The 20,689-nt window shown below is 63.8% G+C and carries 20 protein-coding genes; 8 read left to right on the top strand and 12 right to left on the bottom strand.

Translation table 11 applies throughout. The annotated features are described in order from the left end of the window. Positions 1-11: 11 nt before the first annotated feature. Positions 12-179, top strand: coding sequence for a hypothetical protein (locus GM676_RS31630; protein ID WP_170304368.1), 168 nt, complete (start codon positions 12-14; stop codon positions 177-179). 49 nt (positions 180-228) lie between these two features. On the opposite strand, the gene GM676_RS32675 is transcribed toward GM676_RS31630, so the two are convergent. Further along, on the bottom strand, positions 229-768 hold the full coding sequence (locus tag GM676_RS32675) for a PEP-CTERM sorting domain-containing protein (RefSeq protein ID WP_371866385.1): 540 nt from the start codon (positions 766-768) through the stop codon (positions 229-231). Between the two features lie 104 nt (positions 769-872). On the opposite strand from GM676_RS32675, the gene GM676_RS26895 reads away from it, so the two are divergent. From GM676_RS26895 to GM676_RS26870, 6 genes are all read left to right on the top strand, one after another. Next, entirely contained in the window at positions 873-1,691 is an 819-nt protein-coding gene (locus GM676_RS26895; RefSeq protein WP_229262885.1) for a ChaN family lipoprotein, read from the top strand. Continuing rightward, positions 1,688-2,008 carry a thioredoxin family protein gene (locus tag GM676_RS26890; RefSeq protein ID WP_155467280.1) on the top strand — a complete coding sequence of 107 codons (321 nt, stop codon included), beginning with the start codon at positions 1,688-1,690 and terminating at the stop codon, positions 2,006-2,008. The genes GM676_RS26895 and GM676_RS26890 overlap by 4 nt, the downstream gene beginning before the upstream one ends. 79 nt (positions 2,009-2,087) lie before the next feature. Further along, positions 2,088-3,347, top strand: a complete 1,260-nt coding sequence (locus GM676_RS26885; protein ID WP_155467279.1) for an MFS transporter — start codon at positions 2,088-2,090, stop codon at positions 3,345-3,347. Between the two features lie 138 nt (positions 3,348-3,485). After that, positions 3,486-4,871 carry an MFS transporter gene (locus GM676_RS26880; RefSeq protein ID WP_155467278.1) on the top strand — a complete coding sequence of 462 codons (1,386 nt, stop codon included), beginning with the start codon at positions 3,486-3,488 and terminating at the stop codon, positions 4,869-4,871. Then, a complete protein-coding gene (locus tag GM676_RS26875) occupies positions 4,868-5,950 on the top strand; it encodes an aldose epimerase family protein (RefSeq protein WP_170304367.1) in 1,083 nt (360 codons plus the stop codon). The genes GM676_RS26880 and GM676_RS26875 overlap by 4 nt, the downstream gene beginning before the upstream one ends. A gap of 70 nt (positions 5,951-6,020) precedes the next feature. Further along, positions 6,021-7,013 (top strand): LacI family DNA-binding transcriptional regulator, encoded by a 993-nt coding sequence (locus GM676_RS26870; protein WP_155467276.1) that lies wholly within the window; start codon positions 6,021-6,023, stop codon positions 7,011-7,013. Here GM676_RS26870 and GM676_RS26865 read toward each other — a convergent pair. From GM676_RS26865 to GM676_RS26850, 4 genes are read right to left on the bottom strand one after another with little or no spacing between them, the layout of a single operon-like run. Beyond that, positions 7,010-8,272: an NAD(P)/FAD-dependent oxidoreductase gene (locus tag GM676_RS26865; protein ID WP_155467275.1), complete on the bottom strand. Its 1,263-nt coding sequence runs from the start codon at positions 8,270-8,272 to the stop codon at positions 7,010-7,012. The two genes, GM676_RS26870 and GM676_RS26865, sit on opposite strands and share 4 nt — an antisense overlap. Beyond that, entirely contained in the window at positions 8,269-8,532 is a 264-nt protein-coding gene (locus GM676_RS26860) for a (2Fe-2S)-binding protein (protein ID WP_211923295.1), read from the bottom strand. The genes GM676_RS26865 and GM676_RS26860 overlap by 4 nt, the downstream gene beginning before the upstream one ends. Then, on the bottom strand, positions 8,525-9,631 hold the full coding sequence (locus GM676_RS26855) for an NAD(P)/FAD-dependent oxidoreductase (protein ID WP_155467274.1): 1,107 nt from the start codon (positions 9,629-9,631) through the stop codon (positions 8,525-8,527). The genes GM676_RS26860 and GM676_RS26855 overlap by 8 nt, the downstream gene beginning before the upstream one ends. Further along, a complete protein-coding gene (locus GM676_RS26850; RefSeq protein WP_155467273.1) occupies positions 9,628-10,560 on the bottom strand; it encodes a 4-hydroxyproline epimerase in 933 nt (310 codons plus the stop codon). Before GM676_RS26850 ends, GM676_RS26855 begins: the two co-directional genes overlap by 4 nt. Before the next feature lie 113 nt (positions 10,561-10,673). Here GM676_RS26850 and GM676_RS26845 point away from each other — a divergent pair, with 113 nt between their 5' ends. Further along, on the top strand, positions 10,674-11,411 hold the full coding sequence (locus GM676_RS26845; protein ID WP_371866387.1) for an AraC family transcriptional regulator: 738 nt from the start codon (positions 10,674-10,676) through the stop codon (positions 11,409-11,411). Here GM676_RS26845 and GM676_RS26840 read toward each other — a convergent pair. The 7 genes from GM676_RS26840 to GM676_RS26810 all read right to left on the bottom strand — a co-directional run bounded on the left by GM676_RS26840 (position 11,408) and on the right by GM676_RS26810 (position 20,533). Continuing rightward, positions 11,408-13,768, bottom strand: a complete 2,361-nt coding sequence (locus GM676_RS26840; RefSeq protein ID WP_155467271.1) for a beta-galactosidase — start codon at positions 13,766-13,768, stop codon at positions 11,408-11,410. The two genes, GM676_RS26845 and GM676_RS26840, sit on opposite strands and share 4 nt — an antisense overlap. After that, on the bottom strand, positions 13,768-15,060 hold the full coding sequence (locus tag GM676_RS26835) for a DUF2264 domain-containing protein (protein ID WP_155467270.1): 1,293 nt from the start codon (positions 15,058-15,060) through the stop codon (positions 13,768-13,770). The genes GM676_RS26840 and GM676_RS26835 overlap by 1 nt, the downstream gene beginning before the upstream one ends. A gap of 13 nt (positions 15,061-15,073) precedes the next feature. Next, the gene (locus tag GM676_RS26830; protein ID WP_229262883.1) at positions 15,074-16,204 is read right to left on the bottom strand and encodes a glycoside hydrolase family 88/105 protein; all 1,131 of its coding nucleotides are present in this window, start codon (positions 16,202-16,204) and stop codon (positions 15,074-15,076) included. Positions 16,205-16,207: 3 nt separating this feature from the next. Further along, on the bottom strand, positions 16,208-19,063 hold the full coding sequence (locus GM676_RS26825) for a TonB-dependent receptor (protein WP_155467269.1): 2,856 nt from the start codon (positions 19,061-19,063) through the stop codon (positions 16,208-16,210). 281 nt (positions 19,064-19,344) lie between these two features. Then, entirely contained in the window at positions 19,345-19,740 is a 396-nt protein-coding gene (locus GM676_RS31625; RefSeq protein WP_371866386.1) for a PIN domain-containing protein, read from the bottom strand. 22 nt (positions 19,741-19,762) lie between these two features. Next, complete coding sequence (locus GM676_RS26815) at positions 19,763-19,993, bottom strand: SGNH/GDSL hydrolase family protein (protein ID WP_155467267.1); 231 nt, start codon at positions 19,991-19,993, stop codon at positions 19,763-19,765. 129 nt (positions 19,994-20,122) lie between these two features. Then, the gene (locus GM676_RS26810) at positions 20,123-20,533 is read right to left on the bottom strand and encodes a hypothetical protein (RefSeq protein WP_155467266.1); all 411 of its coding nucleotides are present in this window, start codon (positions 20,531-20,533) and stop codon (positions 20,123-20,125) included. Positions 20,534-20,689: the final 156 nt, after the last annotated feature.

Raw genomic sequence — 20,689 nt, 5'->3', positions numbered from 1 at the left:
ACAATCAATGAATGGATAAACAAGCGATCAAAGGCCTGCTGATTTTGCTGGCCGTCGGTGTGGCGCTGGTGTTGTTGTCCATCGTCGGCACCGAGGATGGCTGGCACAAGCTGGGCTGCGTATTGCGCGCCATCGTGCATGGCGTGGCGCTGAGCAATATCCGAGGCGTCTGCCTGTAAAAAAATCCCGCTTCATGAGCGGGATATTTTTTGACCAGGCTGGAAAAGTTTATTCGTCTGTGAATTTTTCCGAGCCCTGACGGTGGCGCGAAGCGAAACCGAGCACAACCAAACCCAGCATCAACATGACGAAGGTTTGTGGTTCCGGTACCGGCGTAGCCGGATCGTTGGCGGACTGCTGCGGGTCTGCCGGCGGCAAAGCGGTTTGATCCGCTTCACTGTTCCTGGCGGCAGGCGCGTTGCTGCTGATGCTACATGGTGCAGGGTCTTTTTCCTCGCAATGTGCGAGTACGATTGTTGCGGGTGCAACATTGCTATTGGTAACAGGCGCGACAGGCTTGGCCTGTACGGCGCCGGCGAGACTGAGGGCAAGTAATGCGGTTGAGATCAAGGACAAAACTTTCACGATACACTCCTGCATGGTTTTTTTTAGACAGGAAGTTAAGGCCGGGTTAATGCACACATTGTAAAATCCACGGCGCAAACGACTAACACTTGCTACCGTTCTGCTATTAAACCATATCCAGTAGTAATTTGCCATGTCTTTTTCTTTGGTGACAACGGATTTTTGCGTCGCAGCAACACCCACCGGCAGTTTGCCAGTGGCGCAGATGAACTCCAGCCCTACAACAACTGAATTCTATGCACACTTGCGACTATCAGATGATTTCCACATATAAGCCCGGAATTCGATTGACTTTGGGCCTGGCCGCGGCGGCGCTGGCAACCGGCTGCGCCAGCGGCGGCAAGCCGGCCGCCACCCTTGCGCCGGGGCTGCTGGAGGCGGCCAATCCCCAGGTTTTGCTGCTGGGCGAAGTGCACGACAATGCCCAGGGCCACAAGCTGCGCTATGAGCTGCTGCGGCAGCGGGTGGAAGCCGGCTGGCGGCCGTCGCTCGTCATGGAGCAGTTCGACCGCGAAAACCAGGATTTGCTGAACAAGGCGCAAAAAGGCTGTCTCGACGCCCAGTGCGTGATCCGGGTGGCCGGCGGTGCGCGCTGGGATTGGCAACTGTATTATCCTGTGATTCAGCTGGCGCTCACCTACCAGCTGCCGCTGGTGGCGGGCAACCTGTCGCGCGCCGATGCCTCGCGTGTGGTGCGCGACGGCGTGGCCTCCAGCTTCGACCCGCAAGGCGTCAAGGATTACAAGCTGGACCAGCCGCTGCCCACCGCGCTGATCAGCGCCCAGCAGAGGGAAATCGTCACCGGCCATTGCGATATGCTGCCGGAGATGATGGTGGGCGGCATGGTCAACGCCCAGGTGGCGCGCGATATCTGGATGGCCAGGATCATCCGCGACCAGCTGCCGCGCGACGTCGTGCTCATCGCCGGCAACGGCCATGTGCGCAAGGACATCGGCGTCGGCTACTGGCTGCACGAGGCGGCGCCGGCGCTCAAGGTGCGCAGCGTCGGCTTTATCGAGGGCGGCGATAACGGCGGCCGCTATGACAGTATCCAGACCGTGGCGCCGCAAACGCGCGACGATCCCTGCAAACAGGTCAGAAAATGAAGACACGCTACATCCCCGAGGCGCCGCAGCGCGCCGAGATCGACGCCACCCAGGGCGCGCTGCTGCTGGAGTTCGGCGCCAACTGGTGCGGCCACTGCATGGCGGCCCAGGCGCCGCTGGAGCAAGCCTTCCACGGCCACGACCAAGTCGCCCATTACAAGGTGGAGGACGGGCCCGGCCGGCCGCTGGGGCGCTCCTTCCGCGTCAAGCTGTGGCCGACGCTGATCTTCCTGCGCGATGGCCAGGAAGTGGCGCGCCTGGTGCGGCCGTTGAAAGCGGACGACATCTCCGCGGCGTTTGCGCAAATCGACGCTTAGACAAGCTTGGCAAGCTTGGCAATCCTGCAATGTGGTGTGTATGATGGCCCGCACACCACCATCAGCAGGAGCGTCCAGCATGAGTCAGCCCAAGACCAATTCGGCGGCCACGGTATTGTTTGCCAGCCTGATCGGCACCACGATCGAGTTCTTCGATTTCTACATCTACGCCACCGCCGCCGTGCTGGTGTTCCCCAAACTGTTTTTCCCGGCCAGCGATCCCGCCGCCGCCACCCTGCAATCGCTGGCGACGTTCGCCATCGCCTTCTTCGCGCGCCCGGTCGGTTCGGCCGTGTTCGGCCACTTCGGCGACCGCATCGGCCGCAAGGCCACGCTGGTGGCGGCGCTGCTGACCATGGGCCTGTCCACCGTGGTGATCGGCCTGCTGCCGACCTACGCCGCGATCGGCACGCTGGCGCCGGCGCTGCTGGCGCTGTGCCGCTTCGGCCAAGGCCTGGGCCTGGGCGGCGAGTGGGGCGGGGCGGTGCTGCTGGCCACCGAGAACGCGCCGCCGGGCAAGCGCGCCTGGTACGGCATGTTCCCGCAGCTGGGCGCGCCGATCGGCTTCTTCCTGTCGGGCGGCATCTTCCTGCTGCTGAGCCAGATGCTGAGCGACGCCGAATTCTTCAGCTACGGCTGGCGCATCCCTTTCCTGGCCAGCTCGCTGCTGGTGATCGTCGGCCTGTACATCCGGCTGAAAATCCATGAAACGCCGGACTTCCAGAAAGTGCTGGACAAGAACGAACGCGTCAAAGTGCCGGTGCTGACCGTCTGGCACGAGCACGGCCGCGCGCTGTTGCTGGGCACGCTGATCGCGCTGGCCACCTTCGTGCTGTTCTACCTGATGACGGTGTTCGCGCTGAGCTGGGGCACCAGCGCGCTGAAATTCTCGCGCCAGAACTTCCTGATCCTGCAATTGTTCGCGGTGCTGTTCTTTGCGCTGACGATTCCGTTCTCGGCCATCTGGGCCGACCGCAAGGGCCGCCGCACCACCCTGATCTGGGTCTCGGCCGCGATCGCCGTGTTCGGCCTGGCGATGGCGCCGATGTTCGGCTCCGGCGACGCGGTGCAGGTGACCATCTTCCTGTCGGTGGGGCTGGGCCTGATGGGCCTGACCTACGGCCCGCTGGGCACCATCCTGTCCGAGCTGTTCCCGGCCGAGGTGCGCTACACCGGCGCCTCGCTGACCTTCAACCTGGCCGGCATCCTGGGCGCCTCGCTGGCGCCGTATGCCGCCACCTGGCTGGCGACCAACCTCGGCTTGCAGTACGTGGGCTATTATCTGTCGGGTGCCGCGCTGATCAGCCTGATTGCTTTGATTTTGGTAAAAACCAAGTAAGTCGTCGTACAACAGCGGCAAGGCAAGCAGTTGATTCTGCTTGCTTCTGGACTTTTATGGTTGTACGATGACATACGACTACATATGATCTCGTGGAGACCGAGAGATCATCACCAACAACACAAAATAAGTGATGCCATGAACCTGAGCGAGCCCGTCAATGCGCAAGCGGTGGCCCAGTCTGTCGGTAAATACCGCTGGACCATCTGCGCCCTGTTGTTTTTTGCCACCACCGTCAACTACCTGGACCGCCAGGTCCTGAGTCTGCTGGCACCGGCCCTGTCGGAGGAATTCGGCTGGAGCAATACCGACTATGCCAACATCGCCGCCGCCTTCCAGTTTGTCTACGCGATTTCCATGCTGTTCGCCGGCCGCGTGGTCGACAAGATCGGCACCAAGGCCGCCTACGTGGTGGCGATCACCGTCTGGTCGCTGGGCGCGCTGCTGCATGCCGCCTCGGTGCCGGTGGGCCAGGCCACGGTGGCGCTGTTCGGCCTGGCGGTGGCGCCGTCCATCGTCGGCTTCATGATTTCGCGCGCGGTGCTGGCGGTGGGCGAGGCCGGCAACTTCCCGGCCGCCATCAAGGCCACGGCGGAATACTTCCCGAAAAAGGAACGCTCCTTCGCCACCGGCATCTTCAACTCCGGCGCCAACGTCGGCGCCATCCTGGCGCCGATCACGGTGCCGGTGCTGGCCGCCATCTGGGGCTGGCAGGCCGCCTTCATCATGATCGGCATGCTGGGCTTTATCTGGATGAGCGTCTGGCTGTGGCTGTACGACAAGCCGGAACAGCAAAAGCGCCTGTCGGCCGCCGAGCTGGCCTACATCCGCAGCGACGCGCCGGTGCCGGTGGCTGCCAGCGCCGGCGAGCCGGCCAAAAAAGTATCGTGGTTCCAGCTGTTGAAATACCGCCAGACCTGGGCCTTCGCCTTCGGCAAATTCATGACCGACGGCGTGTGGTGGTTCTTCCTGTTCTGGCTGCCGACCTATCTGTCGGCGCAATACGGCATGAAGGGCGAAGCCATCGTGGTTCCGCTGGCCGTGTTGTACAGCATGACCATGGTCGGCTCGATCGGCGGTGGCTGGTTCCCGAGCTACTTCATGTCGCGCGGCTATGCGCCGTACGACGGCCGCATGAAAGCCATGCTGATGATCGCCTTTGTGCCGCTGGTGGTGCTGCTGGCGCAGCCGCTGGGCGCGATCAGCTACTGGATTCCGGTGTTGCTGATCGGCGTGGGCGCCTCGGCGCACCAGGCCTGGTCGGCGAATATCTTCACCACCGTGTCCGACATGTTCCCGCAAAAATCGGTGGCCTCGGTGATCGGCATCGGCGGCATGGCCGGCGGTATCGGCGGCGTGGCGCTGACCAAGCTGGGCGGCTGGGTGTTCGACTACTACAAGAAGGTCAACGATATCGGCACCGGCTACATGATCATGTTCGCCATTTGTGCGCTGGCCTACTTGGCGGCGTGGGTGGTGATGAAGGCGCTGGTGCCGCGCCACAAGGAAATCACCGACCTGTGAAGCGCCTGACGCTACTGGCCGCGTTGCTCGCGGCCTCCGCCTGCGCCACGGCTGCCAGCGGCATCCGCGCCGAGGCCTATGGCGTCACGCAGTCCGGCCAGCCGGTGCAAAAGGTCACGCTGGAAAACGCGCGCGGCATGCGGCTGGCCTACATCGACTACGGCGCCACGCTGATCCAGGCGCAGGTGGCGGGCCGCAACGTGATCCTGTCGCTGCCCGACCTGGCGGCGTTCGAGCGCACGCGCGGCCGCTACGGCGCCATCATCGGCCGCTACGCCGGGCGCATCGCCAACGCGCGCTACACGCTGGACGGCAAGACCGTGCAGCTGGTCCCCAACAACCGCGGCATGGCCATCCACGGCGACCCCGCCCCCTACGACAAGCGCGTATGGCGGCGCGAGGATTTCAACGAGGCCGAGTCGCTGGGTTCCATCTACCGCCTGCACAGTCCCGACGGCGACCAGAACTTCCCCGGCGCGATGGACATCAGCGTCACCTACCGCCTGTTGCGCAACAGTGACGAATTCCGCATCGAGTACGAGGCCCGCACGTCGGCGCCGACGGTGCACAACCTGACCAACCACGTTTATTTCAACCTGGCCGGCGCGGCCGCCAACACGCTGGAAGGCCACCGCTTCCGGATCGCCGCCGACCGCTATCTGGAAACCGATGCCATGCGCATTCCGTCCGGCGCGATGCTGGACGTGGCGGGCACGCCGTTCGATTTCCGCCAGGCCGCCAGCGTGCACGACCGCCTGCCGTCGGTGCCGGGCGGCTATGACCACAGCCTGGTCTTCTCCAAGCCGGACGGCGCCTACGCGCCGGTGGCGACGGTGTGGGGCGGCGGCCTGCGCATGGAGGTCAGCACCAGCGAGCCGTCGGTGCAGCTGTACACCGTCAACGGCTTCAATGGCGGCGAGACCGGCAGCGAGGGCGTGGCCTACCAGCGCTACGGCGCCTTCGCCTTTGAAACCCAGCACCTGCCGGACAGTCCCAACCACGCCAATTTCCCCGGCACGGCGTTGTATCCGGGGCAGGTGTACCGTTCCCGCACCAGTTTTAGCTTTGCCGCCGACTAGGTTGGTCATGCCGTCATGATAAGATTGTCGCTTTGGCGCAGCCGCCGCCACGCATCCCGACCGTCTGAACATGAAAAAAAATGTAGCAACCATCCGTGACGTGGCCGCCGCCGCCGGGGTTTCGACTGCCACCGTCTCCAAGTTCGTCAACGGCGCGCAGCGGTTCTCGCCGGCGGTGGAGGCGACCATCACGGAAGTGATTGCCAAGCTGGGCTACCGTTCCAATCCGCTGGCGGCGTCCATGATCACCGGCCGCACCAAGAGCATCGGCCTGTCGGTGCTGGACGTCAGCAATCCGCACTTCACCAGCATCGTCAAGGGCGCCAACCGCGTGGCGCTGGCGCATGGCTACACGCTGCTGCTGGTCGATACGGAAGAGAACCCGGGCCGCGAGCGGCCGTTGCTGGAAGCGCTGAGCCGCCGGGTGGATGGCATGATCGTGTTCTCACGCATGCTGGAATCGGAAATGGACTGGATGACGGAGCTGGGCAAGCCGCTGGTGTTCTTCGGCCGTTTGAACCGGCTGGAGATCCCGTGGGTGATCAGCGACGACCACCGCGGCGCCTACATGCTGACGCGCCATCTGGTATCGCTGGGTCACAAGCGCATCTCCTACCTGAGCTTCCCGCGCTCGCGCCGCGACGAGGAGCGGCTGGGCGGTATCCGCGAATGCCTGGCGTCGCAGGGACTGGAGCTGACCATTCATGAAGGCGAGGCGCCGACGTCGGCCGAGGGCGAGCGCGTTTGCTCGGCCATCATGCTGGGCGCCGAGCATCCCGATGCGCTGATCTGCTACAACGACCTGATGGCGCTGGGCTTCATGAAAGCGGCGCAGACCCTGGGCTTCAAGCTGCCGGAAGATATTTCGGTGGCGGGCTTCGATAATATTCAATACGGTTTATATACTTCCCCGCCTTTGACCACGGTCGATTTGCAGAGCGAGCGCATGGGCGCGGCGGCGATGGAAAAACTGATCGCCACCATCGACGGCAAGGCGCCGTCGACCACCACCATGATCGAGCCGCAACTGATACTGCGCGGCTCGACCATCAAGCGTTCTTAATCGATGATGCTGGAGATGCGCGTCGGCGAGATCGGCATGCGCACCGCGTCCGGACGCCAGCCATAAAGGATCTCGGTGGCGCCGCCGCAGATGCGGCCCTGGCACGGGCCCATGCCGCAGCGGGTTTGCAGCTTGGCGCTGCGCCAGCCGGTGTGGGTGCGCAGCTCGCCGTGGCAGACGTCTTCGCAGCGGCAGACGATGGTGTCGTCGCCGGCCAGCGTGCGCACTTCCTCACGCAGCACAAAGGCGCGCGCCAGGCGGGCGGCGAATTTCCGCCAGCGCGCGCGGATGGAAAACGCTTGCTGCGCCTGTGTCATCTGCCCGCTGGCGGCCAGGCCGGCGATGCGGCCTTCGGCCAGCGACAGGTCGACGCCGCCCACGCCGGTGCCTTCGCCGGCGCAGTAAATGTCGGGCACCGAGGTTTTTTGCCATTCATCCACCGTCACCGCCACCTGTCCATGGACGCTGCCGGTGGCGCAGCCCAGCGCCTGTGCCAGTTCCACGTTCGGCAGCAAGCCGTAGCCGCAGGCGAGGAAGTCGCATTGCAGGGTTTCCTGGTCGCGCGCGCCGCCGCGCTGCACCTGGACCGATTGCAGCGAGCCGTCGCCGTGCGCCGAGTGCACGTAGCTGTTGTGCAGGTAAGGCACGCCGCTCAGTTGCGTCGTCAGTTGCAACAGTTGCGTGATCCTGGACGGCGTCGCCAGCAGGCCGGCGCCAAAGCGCAGCAGCGACGGCATGCGCGCCTGCTCGATGATGGCGACGATCTGCGCACCCTTGTTTTTCAACGTGGCGGCCGCCGCCAACAGCAGCGGGCCGCTGCCGGCCACCACCACGCGTTTGCCTTCCAGCGGATAGCCGCCCTTGGACAGCGCTTGCAGGCCGCCGGCGCCGGTCACGCCGGGCAGCGTCCAGCCGGGAAAGGGCAGCAGACGCTCGCGCGCGCCGGTGGCCAGGATCAGTTTCTTGTAGTGCAGCGTGAGCGCCGCTTCCGGTGTTTGCACCAGCAGGTGATTGGGCTCCGGCGCGTACATCACGCGCGTCCGCGGCATGAATTCGACGTTGTCGGCATCGCGCAAGGCTTGCCATAGCCGCGGCGCGCGCGCGTCGGCTTGCAGGTCCGGGCCGCCGCGCCAGATCTGGCCGCCGGCCAGCGGGTTGTCGTCGATGATGCCGACGTGCGCGCCCTGCGCGGCGGCCGCATGCGCCGCCGCCAGCCCGGCCGGGCCGGCGCCGACGATCAGGATATCGTAGTGCTTCATGCCACGCCCTCGCTGGCGGTGACTACTTGCATGCCGTCGGCGCACAAGGTCTGGCACGACAGCTGGTGCGGACGGCCGTTGATGGTGACGCGGCACTCCTGGCAGATGCCCATGCCGCACAATGGCGCGCGCGCCGCGCCGCTGACCGAGCGCCGGGTGACGCTGTTGCCGGCCATGGCGATGGCGGCGGCCACAGTGACGCCGGAGTGGACGCGGATGCTGCGCGCATCGATGGTGAGGGTGACCAGTGCGTCAGTCATGGAAGCGCCCCGGCAGGTAAGGCGCAAACGGGATGCGCGTGGTTTCATTCTGTATCTGGGCGGCCAGCAGTTGCGCGGTGGCCAGCGAGGTGGTGATGCCCAGTCCTTCGTGGCCGGTGGCCAGCCACAAGCCGCGCCTGGCGGCGCTGGGGCCGATCAGCGGCAGGCCGTCCGGCGTGGCGGCGCGGAAGCCGGTCCAGGTGCGGATGATGTTCAGTTCCGCCAGTTGCGGCGTGAAGCTGGCCGCGTGGCGCAGCATGCGTTGCAGCATGGTCGGCTCCACCGCCGGATCGATTGTGTCGAACTGGCGGGAGGAGCCGATCAATATCTGCCCTGTAGGGCGAGGCTGCAAGTTGAAGGCCACCGAATCGCCGCTGGAGGCGTGCGCGCTTTTGATGTAGCCCAGCTCCACCAGCTGGTGCTTCACAAAACCGGGATAGCGGTCGGTGATGGCCAAATGTCCTTTTTTGGGTTCGATCGGCAGTTCGGGCAGCAGCGTGCGCGAGCGGGCGCCGGCCGCCAGCACGATGTGCTGCGCCAGATGACGGCTGCCGTCGCTCAGCACCACGGCGTGATCCTCAATCGCGGTGACGATGGCGCGCTTGGTGACGGCGCCGCGCCGCATCGCCCGGTCCAGCAGGATGCGCGTGGTCTTGGGCGGATACACCAGGCCATCGCCGCGCACCAGCAGGCCGCCGGCCAGGCCGGCGCGCAGTTGCGGCTCGCGCGCGTACAGCGCGGCCGGCGTCAGTACCTCGCACAGCAGGCCGTGCCCGGACAGTGTTTGCGCCTTGTCCAGCGCCGCCTGCATTTCTTCTTCGTCGGCGGCGACCCAGATGGTGCCGCAGCCGCTGTATTCGTGGCGCTGCGGGCGGTCGCCCACCAGATCCTTCCACAGCGACAGCGAATAGGCCGACAGCGCCAGTTCGGCGGCGTTGTCGTCCATGACCACCAGGTGACCCATGCCGGCGGCGGTAGCGCCGCCGCCCGGGATGTCCTGCTCGATGACCGCCACGCGCACGCCGCGCTCGCTGAGCGCGTCCGCACACGCCGCGCCGACGATGCCGGCGCCAACGACGATCACGTCGGCATTGATCAACGGATGCCCCAGACGAATGGATCGGTCGGATCGAGGATCAGCTGCGCCTGTGCGTTGACCCAGGCCTTGCCGCGGATGCTCGGCAGCAGCTGGCCGTCGCGCACGCGGTAGGAACCATCGAACACGCTGCCGATCACGCTTTCCTGCTTCCAGATCGCGCCTTCCGCCAGCTTGCCGTCGGCGGCCAGGCAGGCCAGTTTGGCGCTGGTGCCGGTGCCGCATGGCGAGCGGTCGTAGGCTTTGCCGGGGCACAGCACGAAGCTCTGGCTGTCGGCGCCGGTGCGCGAATCGGCAAACAGCTCGATATGGTCGATGACCGCGCCATTGTCGCCGGTGATGCCCTGGTCGGCCAGCGCCTGCGCCACGGCTACGGTGTAGCTGGTCAGCGCTTCCACGTTGCGCACACCCAGTTCCAGGCCGTGATCGGCCACCAGGAAGAACCAGTTGCCGCCATAGGCGATGTCGCCGGTGACGGCGCCATGTCCCGGCACGTCGACGGTGACGGCGGCGCGGCTGCGGTAGGACGCCACGTTGTCCACGGTGACGCTGCCATCGTCGTGCAGCACCGCTTCCACCACGCCCACGGGCGTATCGATGCGGTGACGGCCGGCCGAGATGCGGCCCATGAAGGCCAGCGACGCCACCAGGCCGATGGTGCCGTGGCCGCACATGCCCAGATAGCCAACGTTGTTAAAGAAGATAACGCCAGCCACGCAATCGGGTTCGCAGGGTTCGCACAGCAGTGCGCCCACCAGCACATCCGAGCCGCGTGGCTCGCACACCACAGCGGAACGGAAATTGTCATGCTCCGCGCGCAGCGTGGCCACCCGCTCGCTGAGCGGGCCTTTGCCGAGGTCCGGGCCGCCTTCGGTCACCAGACGGGTAGGTTCGCCGCCGGTGTGGGAATCGATGATGGAGATGGTTTTCATGCTATAAATCTTAGGCCGGGCGCCGCGCCATGTCTTGCACCGTCTGCGCACGATGGGTGACGAAATCTGCATAATGGTGCACAATGGGCCGCATGCATAAAGACACTGACAGCATGCGCCATGCGATCGGCGCACAAATCGCCGACCCGTTCTTTGCCGAGGGGCTGTTCGATGCCTTGCCGGATGTGGTGTTCTTCGTTAAGGATGTCGGCGGGCGCTATGTGGTGGTCAACCAGACGCTGGTCCAGCGTTGCGGCCAGCGGCACAAGTCGGCGCTGATCGGGCGCACGCCGGCCGAGGTGTTTGCCCATCCGTTCGGCCAGACCTATCTGGCGCAGGACATGGCGGTGCTGGCCGGCGATGCCGACATCGAAGACCAGCTGGAACTGCACCTGTATCCCAACCGCGATCCCGGCTGGTGCCTGACGCGCAAGACCGCGCTGCGCGATGCGCAAGGCCGCATCATCGGCCTGACCGGCATCTCGCGCGATCTGGCGATGGCGGACAAAAAGAATCCCGCCTACCGCAAGGTGGCGGCGGCGGTGAACGTGATTCATGAACAGTACGGCCAGCCCTTGCAGCTGCCGGAGCTGGCGCGCATCGCCAATATGTCGGTGGCGCAGATCGAGCGCTACTTCCTGCGCATCTTCCATTTAACGCCGCGCCAGATGATCATCCAGACGCGGGTGGACGCCGCCTCGCGCATGCTGAACGGCGATGCCAGCGTGGCCGACATCGCCCAGGCCTGCGGCTACGGCGACCACTCCGCCTTCACCCGTCAATTCAAGGCCACCACCGGCCTCACGCCCAGCCAGTACCGGCAGGTGGCCGGGCGCAAGGGCGAGGTTTAGCCTTTCACCAGCGCCGCGCCGACGTAGGCGCGATAGTGCTTGATGCGGCCGGTGACGCCTTCCGGTCCCTGGCGCGGCGTATAGCGCATGCCGGCCACCACGTCGTCCTTGCCAAGGTCGATGATCAGGCGGTGCGGGTGCTTGGCGCCCGGCGCGGTTGCCGCCTTGCCGCTGTAGGCCGTGTGCCAGAAGTCCGAGGCCTGGCCGTTGATGGCGTTGAGGGCGCCGCCGTCTTCCTTGGTGAACTCCTCGCTGCTGACGTAGGCGATGGTCCAGTTGGACTGGTTGAGCGGCTTGCCATCGGTGCCCAGCAGCGCCAGTTCGGCCACGGCGGCGTACTGCTTGCCGTCGAAGGCGTCCAGCGATTCAAGGCAGAACTGGCGGCCTTTCACCGGCTGCGCGAAGAGCACGTCCTGCACGGCGGAGCCCTGCGCGAATTCGCCTTCGTGCGCCGGCTTGACGCCCTCCAGCGCCGGCTTCACTTTGCTCGGCGGACGCGCCAGGTCCAGCTCCGGACGCAGCTTGTCGAGGATAGGCGCCTTCACGCCTTCGATGCGCGCGGTGCGCGGGCCGGTCAGGTCCAGCACCACCACCTCGTTGCGGCCCTGCCTGATCCACGGGCCGGGCAGGTACATGGTCTGCGTCGGGCCGATGCTCCAGTAGCGCCCGAGGCAGCGGCCATTGATCCAGACGATGCCCTGACCCCAGCCGGACATGTCGAGGAAGGTGTCGCCGGTTTGCGCAACGTCGAAGCCGCCGCGCCAGAAGGCGGCGCCCTGGGTGCGGCCGGTCTTCCATGTCAGCGGCGGCAGCACGCCGTCGGCGTCGAAATCGATGGCGCGGATTTCCCAGTTCTCCAGCGGCTGGCCGTTGAAGCGCACCGGCCCGTGCAGGCCTTTGCGGTCATGAATCTCGACGCCGAAGTTGACCCGGGCGATGGTGTACAGCAGGATCTCCAGCGTCACCGGCTTGCTGCGCGCCGGGATGTCGACGTTGAAGCGGCGGTGGCGCGTGTCCATGGTGCCGATTTGCTTGCCGTCGATGCTGACCCACGCCAGGTCGCGCACCTTGGCCGCCTCCAGCGTGCCGGCCGGGCCGGCGGGCAGCGTCACGCGGTAGGAAACCACGCCGCGGCTGATGTCGTACTGCTCGATCGGTTGCGGCGACACGGCGCGGATGGCCTGCGCCGGCAGCGCGGCGGCCACCGCGCAAGATTCTTTCAACGTGAATGGTTTGATGGCGATGACCGGATTCGGCGCCGGCGCGGGCGGCAGCGTTTCCCCGGCTTGCAGGAAGGGCTTGATGCCGTCGCGGTAGGCGGCGAATTTTTCGCCGGTCCATCCGGCCTCGCTGATCGGCGCGTCGTAGTCGTAGCTGCTGGTGTCGGGACGGAAGGGGCGGTCGCAGCCGCCCCACAGGCCGAAGCTGGTGCCGCCGTGGGCCATGTAGAGCGAGAACGAGCCGTTGACCTTCAACATGGCCTGGATGTCCGCCACCGCGCCGGCGGCCGAGCCGCGGCGGTGTGGCGCGCCCCAGGTGTCGAACCACCCGGAGTAGTACTCGCCGCACATGCGCGGACCTTTCTGCACCTGGTCCAGCGCCTTGAAACCGGTCATCGGATCGCTGCCGAAGTTGGCCACGTTGAACAAGCCGTCGATGTGCGACTTGACCACCGCATTGGTCGGGTTGCACTGGAACAGCGGCACGTCGAAGCCGGCGTCCACCAGCATCTGCTTCATGCCGCGCATGTAGTCCAGATCCTCGCCGAAGAAACCATACTCGTTCTCGACCTGCACCATCAGGATAGGGCCGCCGTGGGTGATCTGCATGGGGCCGAGCACGCGGCCGACTTCCTTCATGTAGCGGCTGGCCGGCTTGACGAAGTTGGGATCGCGCGTGCGCAGGAAGGCGTCGCCGGGCTGCTTCAGCAGCCACCATGGCAGGCCGCCCATTTCCCACTCGGCGCAGGCATACGGGCCGGGACGCAGGATGACCCACAGGCCTTCCTGCTGCGCGAGCTTGCAGAACTCCGCCGCATCGCGCTGGCCTTGCCAATCGAAGCGGCCTTCGCGCCATTCATGGTAGTTCCAGAACAGATAGGCGCAGACCGTGTTCAGGCCCATGGCCTTGATGGCTTTCAGGCGATGCTGCCAGTATTCGCGCGGCACGCGGGCGAAGTGCATTTCGCCGCAGCGGATTTGCAGGCGCTGACCGTCCAGCATGAAATCGGTGTCGCTGATGGTGAAGCGGGCGGCGGCTTGTGCGGACAGTGGCAGCATCAGGCTGCCGACGGTTGCGGCAGCCGCTGCGCCTGCGCCGCGCAGCACGCGGCGGCGGGAGATGGATTTGATCGTCATTAGTAGTTCACTGGATAGTCTTTAGGGAAGCGGGCGCCTGCAAAGGCTTTTTTCTGGGTCCAGTCCTGTGCCGGTGCGGTCCAATAGCTGTCGCTGGCCGGCAGGCCAAGCGGCAGCAGGCTGGCGGAGGCGATGTACATGCTGCCGTTGTTGGAATACCAGTCACCCAGCTCCGGCTGGTGACCGACGAAGCCGATGGTCAGGTAGCCGTCCTTGGTGAAATTGGATGGGGCGTTCCACACCGCCTTGTGCACCGCGTGCATCGCGGCGCGGATCTGGCCTTCGGGCAGGCTTTGCGGCAGCTGCTTGCGCAGCGCCAGCAGCGCCAGTGGCTGGAAGGCGGCGGTGCGGTAGGTGAGCGAGCGGCCGATGGGCGGGAAGCTGCCGTCGGTGGCGATGAAGCGCTCCAGGTGCTCGCTGTAGCGTTGCATGCGCTTGATGGCTTGTGCGCGCAGCTCTTCCGGCTTGCCATTCCAGAACGCGCCTTTTTTCGCATCGAGCACGTCGAGGATTTCCACCATCATCGGGTGCATGACGAAGGCGTTGTAGTAATCGAAGTGGAAGGCCTCGCCGTCCTTGATCCAGCCGTCGCCCACGTACCATTCGTTGATCTTGCGGATGGCGACGTTCATGCGCAGCGGGTCGAATTCTTCGCCGATGGACATCAGCCAAGCTTCGTTCATGGCGGCGAACAGCATCCAGTTGATGTAGGGCGGTTCGATGCGGCGCAGGGATTTGATTTCGGCGATGATGCGCTGCTTGGTCCTGGCGTCCAGCGGGTCCCACAGCGCTTGCGGCGCGCGTATCAGGGCGTTGGTGAAGTAGGCCGAATCCACCAGCGTCTGGCCGTGGACTTTCCATGACAGGTAGTCGGGATTGGCCGGGTCGACCGAGTTGGTGTAGCTTTGCAGCGCCAGTTGATGCAGGCGCTTGCGGGTGCGGCCTTCCGGTGTGCCGTCGTCGGGCAAGGCCAGCCACGGCGCGATGCCGGCGATCAGGCGGCCGAAGCATTCAAGGTAGGCCACGCCTTTGTCGCGGCCATCCCAGGTGGGACTGACTTCCAGCGCGAAGTTTTTTTTCAGCGTGCCGGCGGCCATGTTGGTCAGCACAGGCTCGGACATTTTTTGCGCCAGCGCGGCCAGTTGGGCACGGGCTTCGGCGCCACTGACGCCAGGGCCAGCGCCGGCCGTGTTGGCCGCGTTGGCCGTAGCGGCGGCAGCACTTTGCGCCGCCGTGATGCCACCGGCTGCGGCGCCGGCGGCGAGTGCCTGGATAAAATTACGTCGTTCCATTCAGTCTCCGTTGTTATTGACGCAGCAGGCGCACCAGCTCGGAGGACGCCAGCAGATAGGCGCCGACGCCGAAGGCCGTGGTCGAATTCTGGTCCACCACCTGTCCCGGTATGGCGCGGTCGCCGATCGGCTGCACGTAGCCGATCTTGCCGTCGGCTTGCAGCGCGGTCTGGCTCAGGTAGCGCCAGCCCTTGCGCACCACCGGCAGGTATTCCGCGCGGTCCAGCAAGCCGTTATTGATGCCCCACAGGTAGCCGTAGACGAAGAAGGCGGCGCCGCTGGTCTCCGGTCCCGGCGCGTGCTGCGGATCGAGCAGGCTGCGGGTCCAGTAGCCATCTTCCGTTTGCGCCTTCTTCAAGGCCTCGGCCATCTGCTGGTACTTGACCAGGAAATCGGTGCGGTGCGGATCGTTCAGCGGCAGGTCTTGCAGCACTTTGGCCAGGCCGGCGAACACCCAGCCATCGCCGCGCGACCAGAAATCCTTCTTGCCGTTGACGCTTTGATGCTTGGGATAGACGTAGCGCGCATCGCGGTAGTACAGCTGCGCGTCCTTGTCCCACATGATGCTGTTGGAATAGTCGAAGTATTCACTCAGCTTGGAGAGGTACTGCTGATTGCCGGTGATCTTGTACATCTTGGTCATCACCGGCATCACCATGTACAGGCCGTCCGACCACCACCAGTAATCCTTGTTGGGAGTACTCATCTGGTACTCCATCACCTCGCGCGCGCGGGCGATTTTTTTCGGATCTTTATCGAGCTGGTACAAGTCGGCATAGGTCTGGAAGCAGATCTGCCAGTCGCCGAACAGCACATGCTCGTCGGTCTCGCCGTACTGGTACTTCCATTTGGATTTGTCGGTGGACTTGGCGCCTTGCCAGTCGTTGTGGGCGGCCCAGTCCTGCGAGTACTTCAGCCAGGCCTTGTTGCCGGTGATGCGGTACGCTTCGATGTTCCCGGTGTGGTAGGCGGCGATATCCCAGAACGCCCACTTCTGCGCCGGCTCGCGCTGCTGCCAGTAGTTGTTCACCTTGTTCATAATGCCGACCACCTCCTGTTCGGAGGTGTCGACTGCCGGCGGCGCCGAAGCGCAGCCGGCCAAGCTAGCCGCCAGCAAGCCGGCGGCGTAGAGTCGTTTCATCATGGTTTAGAGTTTCCCCCTCAAGCCGATTTTGATGGTGCGGCCATCATACTTCGCGTAGTCCATGCGGGTCTTCTTGCCGCTGCCGTATTTGCCGCTGGCGTCTTCGAAGTAATCATACGCCAGCGTGTTGCTCAGGTTAAGCGCATCCAGACGCAGCTCCAGCTTGTCGCTGATCTTATAGCTGATGTTGGCGTCCAGGTAGCCGCGGCCCGCGCGCCAGCGGATCAAATCGTCACCCAGGTTGCGCGGGCTGTCAGGATGCAGCGACTTGTCCTTGTAGTTGTAGGACATGCGCGCCGCCCATGGGCCCTGCTCGAAGTAGACGGTGGTGCTGTAGGCGTATTTCGGCACCGAGTTCACATCGATCACCTTGCCCGCATTGGTCACCCAAGGCACGCTGTTGAAGGGATTGATGTGGGTGTAGCTGGCCAGCGCACCGAGACCGTTCCATGGCGCCGGCAGGAAGCTGAAGGCCTGCTGGTAAGCCAGCTCATAGCCCTTCAGCGTTTGCTCACCGGCGTTGGTGTAGGTCTTCAGCGTCATCGGCAGGTTAGGATCGACGTGGCCGTTGGCGTCCTGGAACAGCGGGCCCAGCGCCGTATCCGGCAGACCCAGCGAGGCGAAGCTCACCACGCGGGTGTTGGCCACGGTGGCGTCGGTCAACTTCTTCTGGAACAGCGCGCCGGACAGCATGCTGCCGGGCTGGAAGTACCATTCCAGGCTGGTGTCCAGATTCTTCGACTGCTGCGGGCGCAGGTTCGGATTGCCCGAGGTGGCGGTGGTGTCGAACTGGTTCGGGATCACGGTCTGCGCGGCGATGATGGACAGCGAGGCGCGGGTGATGGTCTTGCCCCACGAGGCGCGCCACATCAGGTTGTCCGTCACGTCGAAGGCGCTGCTGATGGCCGGCAGCACATTGCTGTACGAGCCTTGCTCATGGTTCGGCGAGTAGACCAGGCTGGTGCCCTTCTGCTTGAAGTTGTCGATCTTGGTCTCGGTCTTGGAGAAGCGCACGCCGGCGTTGATGCGCAGCTCGTGGCCGGCGATCTCGCCCTTGAAGTCGGACTGCGCGAAGGCGGTCTTCACATCCTCTTCCGCCGCGAAGCTTTGCGACGGGGTGAAGGTCGAATCCGGGTTGTACACGTTCGGATCGAACTGCGAGTAGAAGTAGCTGCTGTTCCAGGTGGCCCAGCTGTGCGGCCAGCCGGCGCCGAAGTCCAGGTTGTCGATCGGCAGTTGCGAGGTCATGGCGCTGCGCAGGCCGGCCGCGCCGATGCTGTTCAACTTGGCCGTGGCCAGGGCGGTGCCGTTGCGCTTGTCCACACCCTTGATGGTGGCGACGTAGGACAGGCCGGTCTTCAGGTGGCCGGTCCAGCCGCCGGGCAGGTCGTAGTCGTAATCGGCGATGACGCGCGCCTGCTTGCCCTTGTCGGTCTCCTTGGTGCGGCCGCTGCTGATGGTGAAGCCGCTCCAGCTGTTTGGATCGGTGTAGCTGGTCGGCGAGGAGATCGATGGGTAGACGTGGTCGTCGCCGTAGTCGATGGTGGAGGTGGCGCCATAAATGTAGCCGGACAGCTGGCCGGTGGCGCTGATGGCGGTGCTCTGGTTCAGGCTGGCCTGGCCGCTCAGGGTCAGTTTCGGGCTGGCCTTCCAGCTGGCGTTCAGGGCGCCGTAGCCGAACTCGGTTTCGTCCTTGGTGTAGCCGGCGCCGGCGTTGTAGGTGGTGTTGCCGAAGGTGCCAGTCAGCAGGTTGGTGGCCGGATCGATCTTCACGTTCAGCGGAATCAGGCCGTTGTTGCCGGAGGCGCCCACCGGGGCGTTGCGGTTGGTGGTGGCGGTGCTGCGGATCAGGATGCCGAACAGCTGTTCCTTGCGGGTGTTCTCCAGCTTGGAGTACATGGTGTCGAAGCTGACGTTCAGGGTCGAGGTTTTCCACTGCACCGAGGACACCAGGCCGTCACGCGTACGCTCGTTTTCCGAGCCGTAGAAGCGGTAGATACGCGGCAGGAAGGCATTCGCCACCTGGGCGCGGGTGTAGCCGCCCAGATTGGCCAGCGGGCTGTCGAAGTCCAGCGACAAGGCGAAGTTGCCCTTGACCGGGCTGGCGCTGCCGTTGGCGGAGCTGTTGTAGCCGCCGGTCGCCTCGAAGCCGGAACGGGTGTTGACGTTGCCCGAGTGCGAGGCGCCGATCAGGAAGCCGAGGTTGTCCCAGGTGTTCGAGTACAGCACGAAGCCGTTCGGGTCGTTGTGCTTGGAGGCGGTGTTGTAGGTGTCGGTCAGGCCGTAGCGGATGGTGCGCTTGGGATTGTCGAACGGGCGCGGGGTTTGCAGGTCGACCACGCCGCCCAGGCCGCCTTCGGTCAGCTCGGCCAGCGGCGATTTGTAGAAGTCCACCCGACCGAACAGTTCGGACGCGAACACGTCGTAGTTGAAACCGCGTGCGGCCGAGCCGATGGTGGCGGTGGAGGTGGTGTTGACCGGCGCGCCGTTCAGGGTGGTGACCGAGTATTCGGTCGGCAGGCCGCGGATCGAGATGCGCTGGCCTTCGCCGGACGATTCGTCGCGGTTCAGGATCACGCCCGGCACGCGTTGCAGCGATTCGGCCACGTTCGCCTCGGGGAACTTGCCGATGTCTTCCGCCACGATGGAGTCACGCACGCCGATGGCCTGCTGTTTGAGATTCAGCGCTTTCTGCAGGCTGGAACGGAAGCCGGTGACCACGATGGTGGTGGTGTTGGGATCGTCGGTTGCCGCAGGTGCGGGGGATTGCTCTTTGGTCGTGTCCTGGGCCATTGCCGCAGGTGCATACATGGCCGCCAGTGCGAGCGGAACCAAAGTCTCCAGTATTTTCTTTTTCATGTCTTCCTCAGTGATTAGTTCTGGGATATGCAGGTTGTCTGATGACCTGTCAGAAGCAAGACTAAACACTTCGCGTTGCGTGAGCAATACGTTTGGAAAACGTTTTTTTGCCGAAGGCCGGGGCGGGAAAAGGCCGGGCAGCCCCGGTTTATCTATGAGGGAGAGTTTTCCCTCTGTGTGATGAAAGTGGAAACGATCAAGATAGTGATTATTTTGGCCCGCTGGTATGCCGACATCGTATAGGCCGACGCAAATTTTCTATATGAATTGTGGAAAAAAACCTACGTGGGCAGTGGGCGGACATTGACCACGCGGGTGGTGGTGACAGTCTCCAGTTCGTAGGGGACGCGCACGTTGGGGCCCTTGAAATCCTTCTTGTTGCGTGTGATGACCAAAAGACGACGCGCTTGGGCAGTTGCCATGATAATGGCGTCAGGTAAAGCAATCTTGCGCCGATTGTGAACGCTTGCGCGTCTCAGCGAAGTCGCAAGCATCATGATCAGGTCGTCCGTGTGAATCACTTCAAACCCGAAATGATCCATGAATTTCTTGATCTTTAGCGTTTCACGGGAACTGGCGCCTGCGTAGATCTCGGCAAATGTGATAACGCTAATTGCCGGATTACCCCAAGAGGATAGTTCGTTGTGGGCTTCCTGATGTGAATGAAGAGCGTCAATCAGAATGTTGTATCGAATAGCACTACTCCCATTCTTTCCTCATCATGCGTTGGTACTCCAGGCCATCTTTGGGAATGTCGGTACGTTCGGCCCACAAGCCGAAGATCTCTTTAAGCGCCGTGATTCGGCGCGCGCGTGCTTCTTCATATCCAGGACTCTTTTTCATGTCTTGCACGATCATGGCAAGGTCCTCAGGAGAGATTTCGTCCTGGACCGGTGTGGGCCAGTCCCATGGTTCAGGTCGGTCATTCATGATGTACCTCCGCTTGAGAGGGACATTATCGCGCTGGCGATCTGTGATTCGCTTGATCCAAAACGAAAAAGCCGTAAATCACACGCGTGATTTACGGCTCCCGGATTTTGGTGGTGGGATTCCCCTTTATTAAGAGCTTGCTTTTTGGCGCTTACGCTGCTCGATCTCGTCAAGGTAGTCTTCGCCGATACTGATGTCTATCAGATAGCGGTCCAACCCTAGTTTGCTGTCACAGTCGTCAACGCAACGCAGCCGGAAAATCATGGAGTATTTCCCTGGTGCCCTTAGCGACACCCATTTGCAGCATCCATGATTTCCGAGGCGAATCCTGGCGCGCAGGTCTGCGCGTCCCTGCGGGCTTAGGTCAAACCAGGTGGCATCATTCTCAAGTTGCCAGCCTTGCTCCTGAAAGATGCCTTGCAGTTGCGCCACTTCGTTCATTGTGCGTTCGAACGGAAGCTTTTTCAGCATAGGGCTGGTGGTGATGGTGTCTACCTTATTGTGCATGTAACCGATTGCGGCAAAGGTGGTTGGTGGCAAGCTGAACCCGAACCGGGGATCTTCAAATCGATTGTGTCCCCAGGCGTGGTGTATGAGATGTGATTCTCAAGGGGCTGGGTCCCCGGTCAGTTAATCACGGCGGAGAGCCGTGCGGCCTGATTGTCGCTCAAGCTTTGCAATCCTTCAAGCTGCATG

Source organism: Duganella radicis (assembly GCF_009720825.1).
In the GTDB taxonomy this organism is placed as follows: domain Bacteria; phylum Pseudomonadota; class Gammaproteobacteria; order Burkholderiales; family Burkholderiaceae_D; genus Rugamonas; species Rugamonas radicis.
The sequence above is the reverse complement of the archived record's forward strand: the minus strand, read 5'-3'. Positions and strand labels throughout refer to the sequence as shown.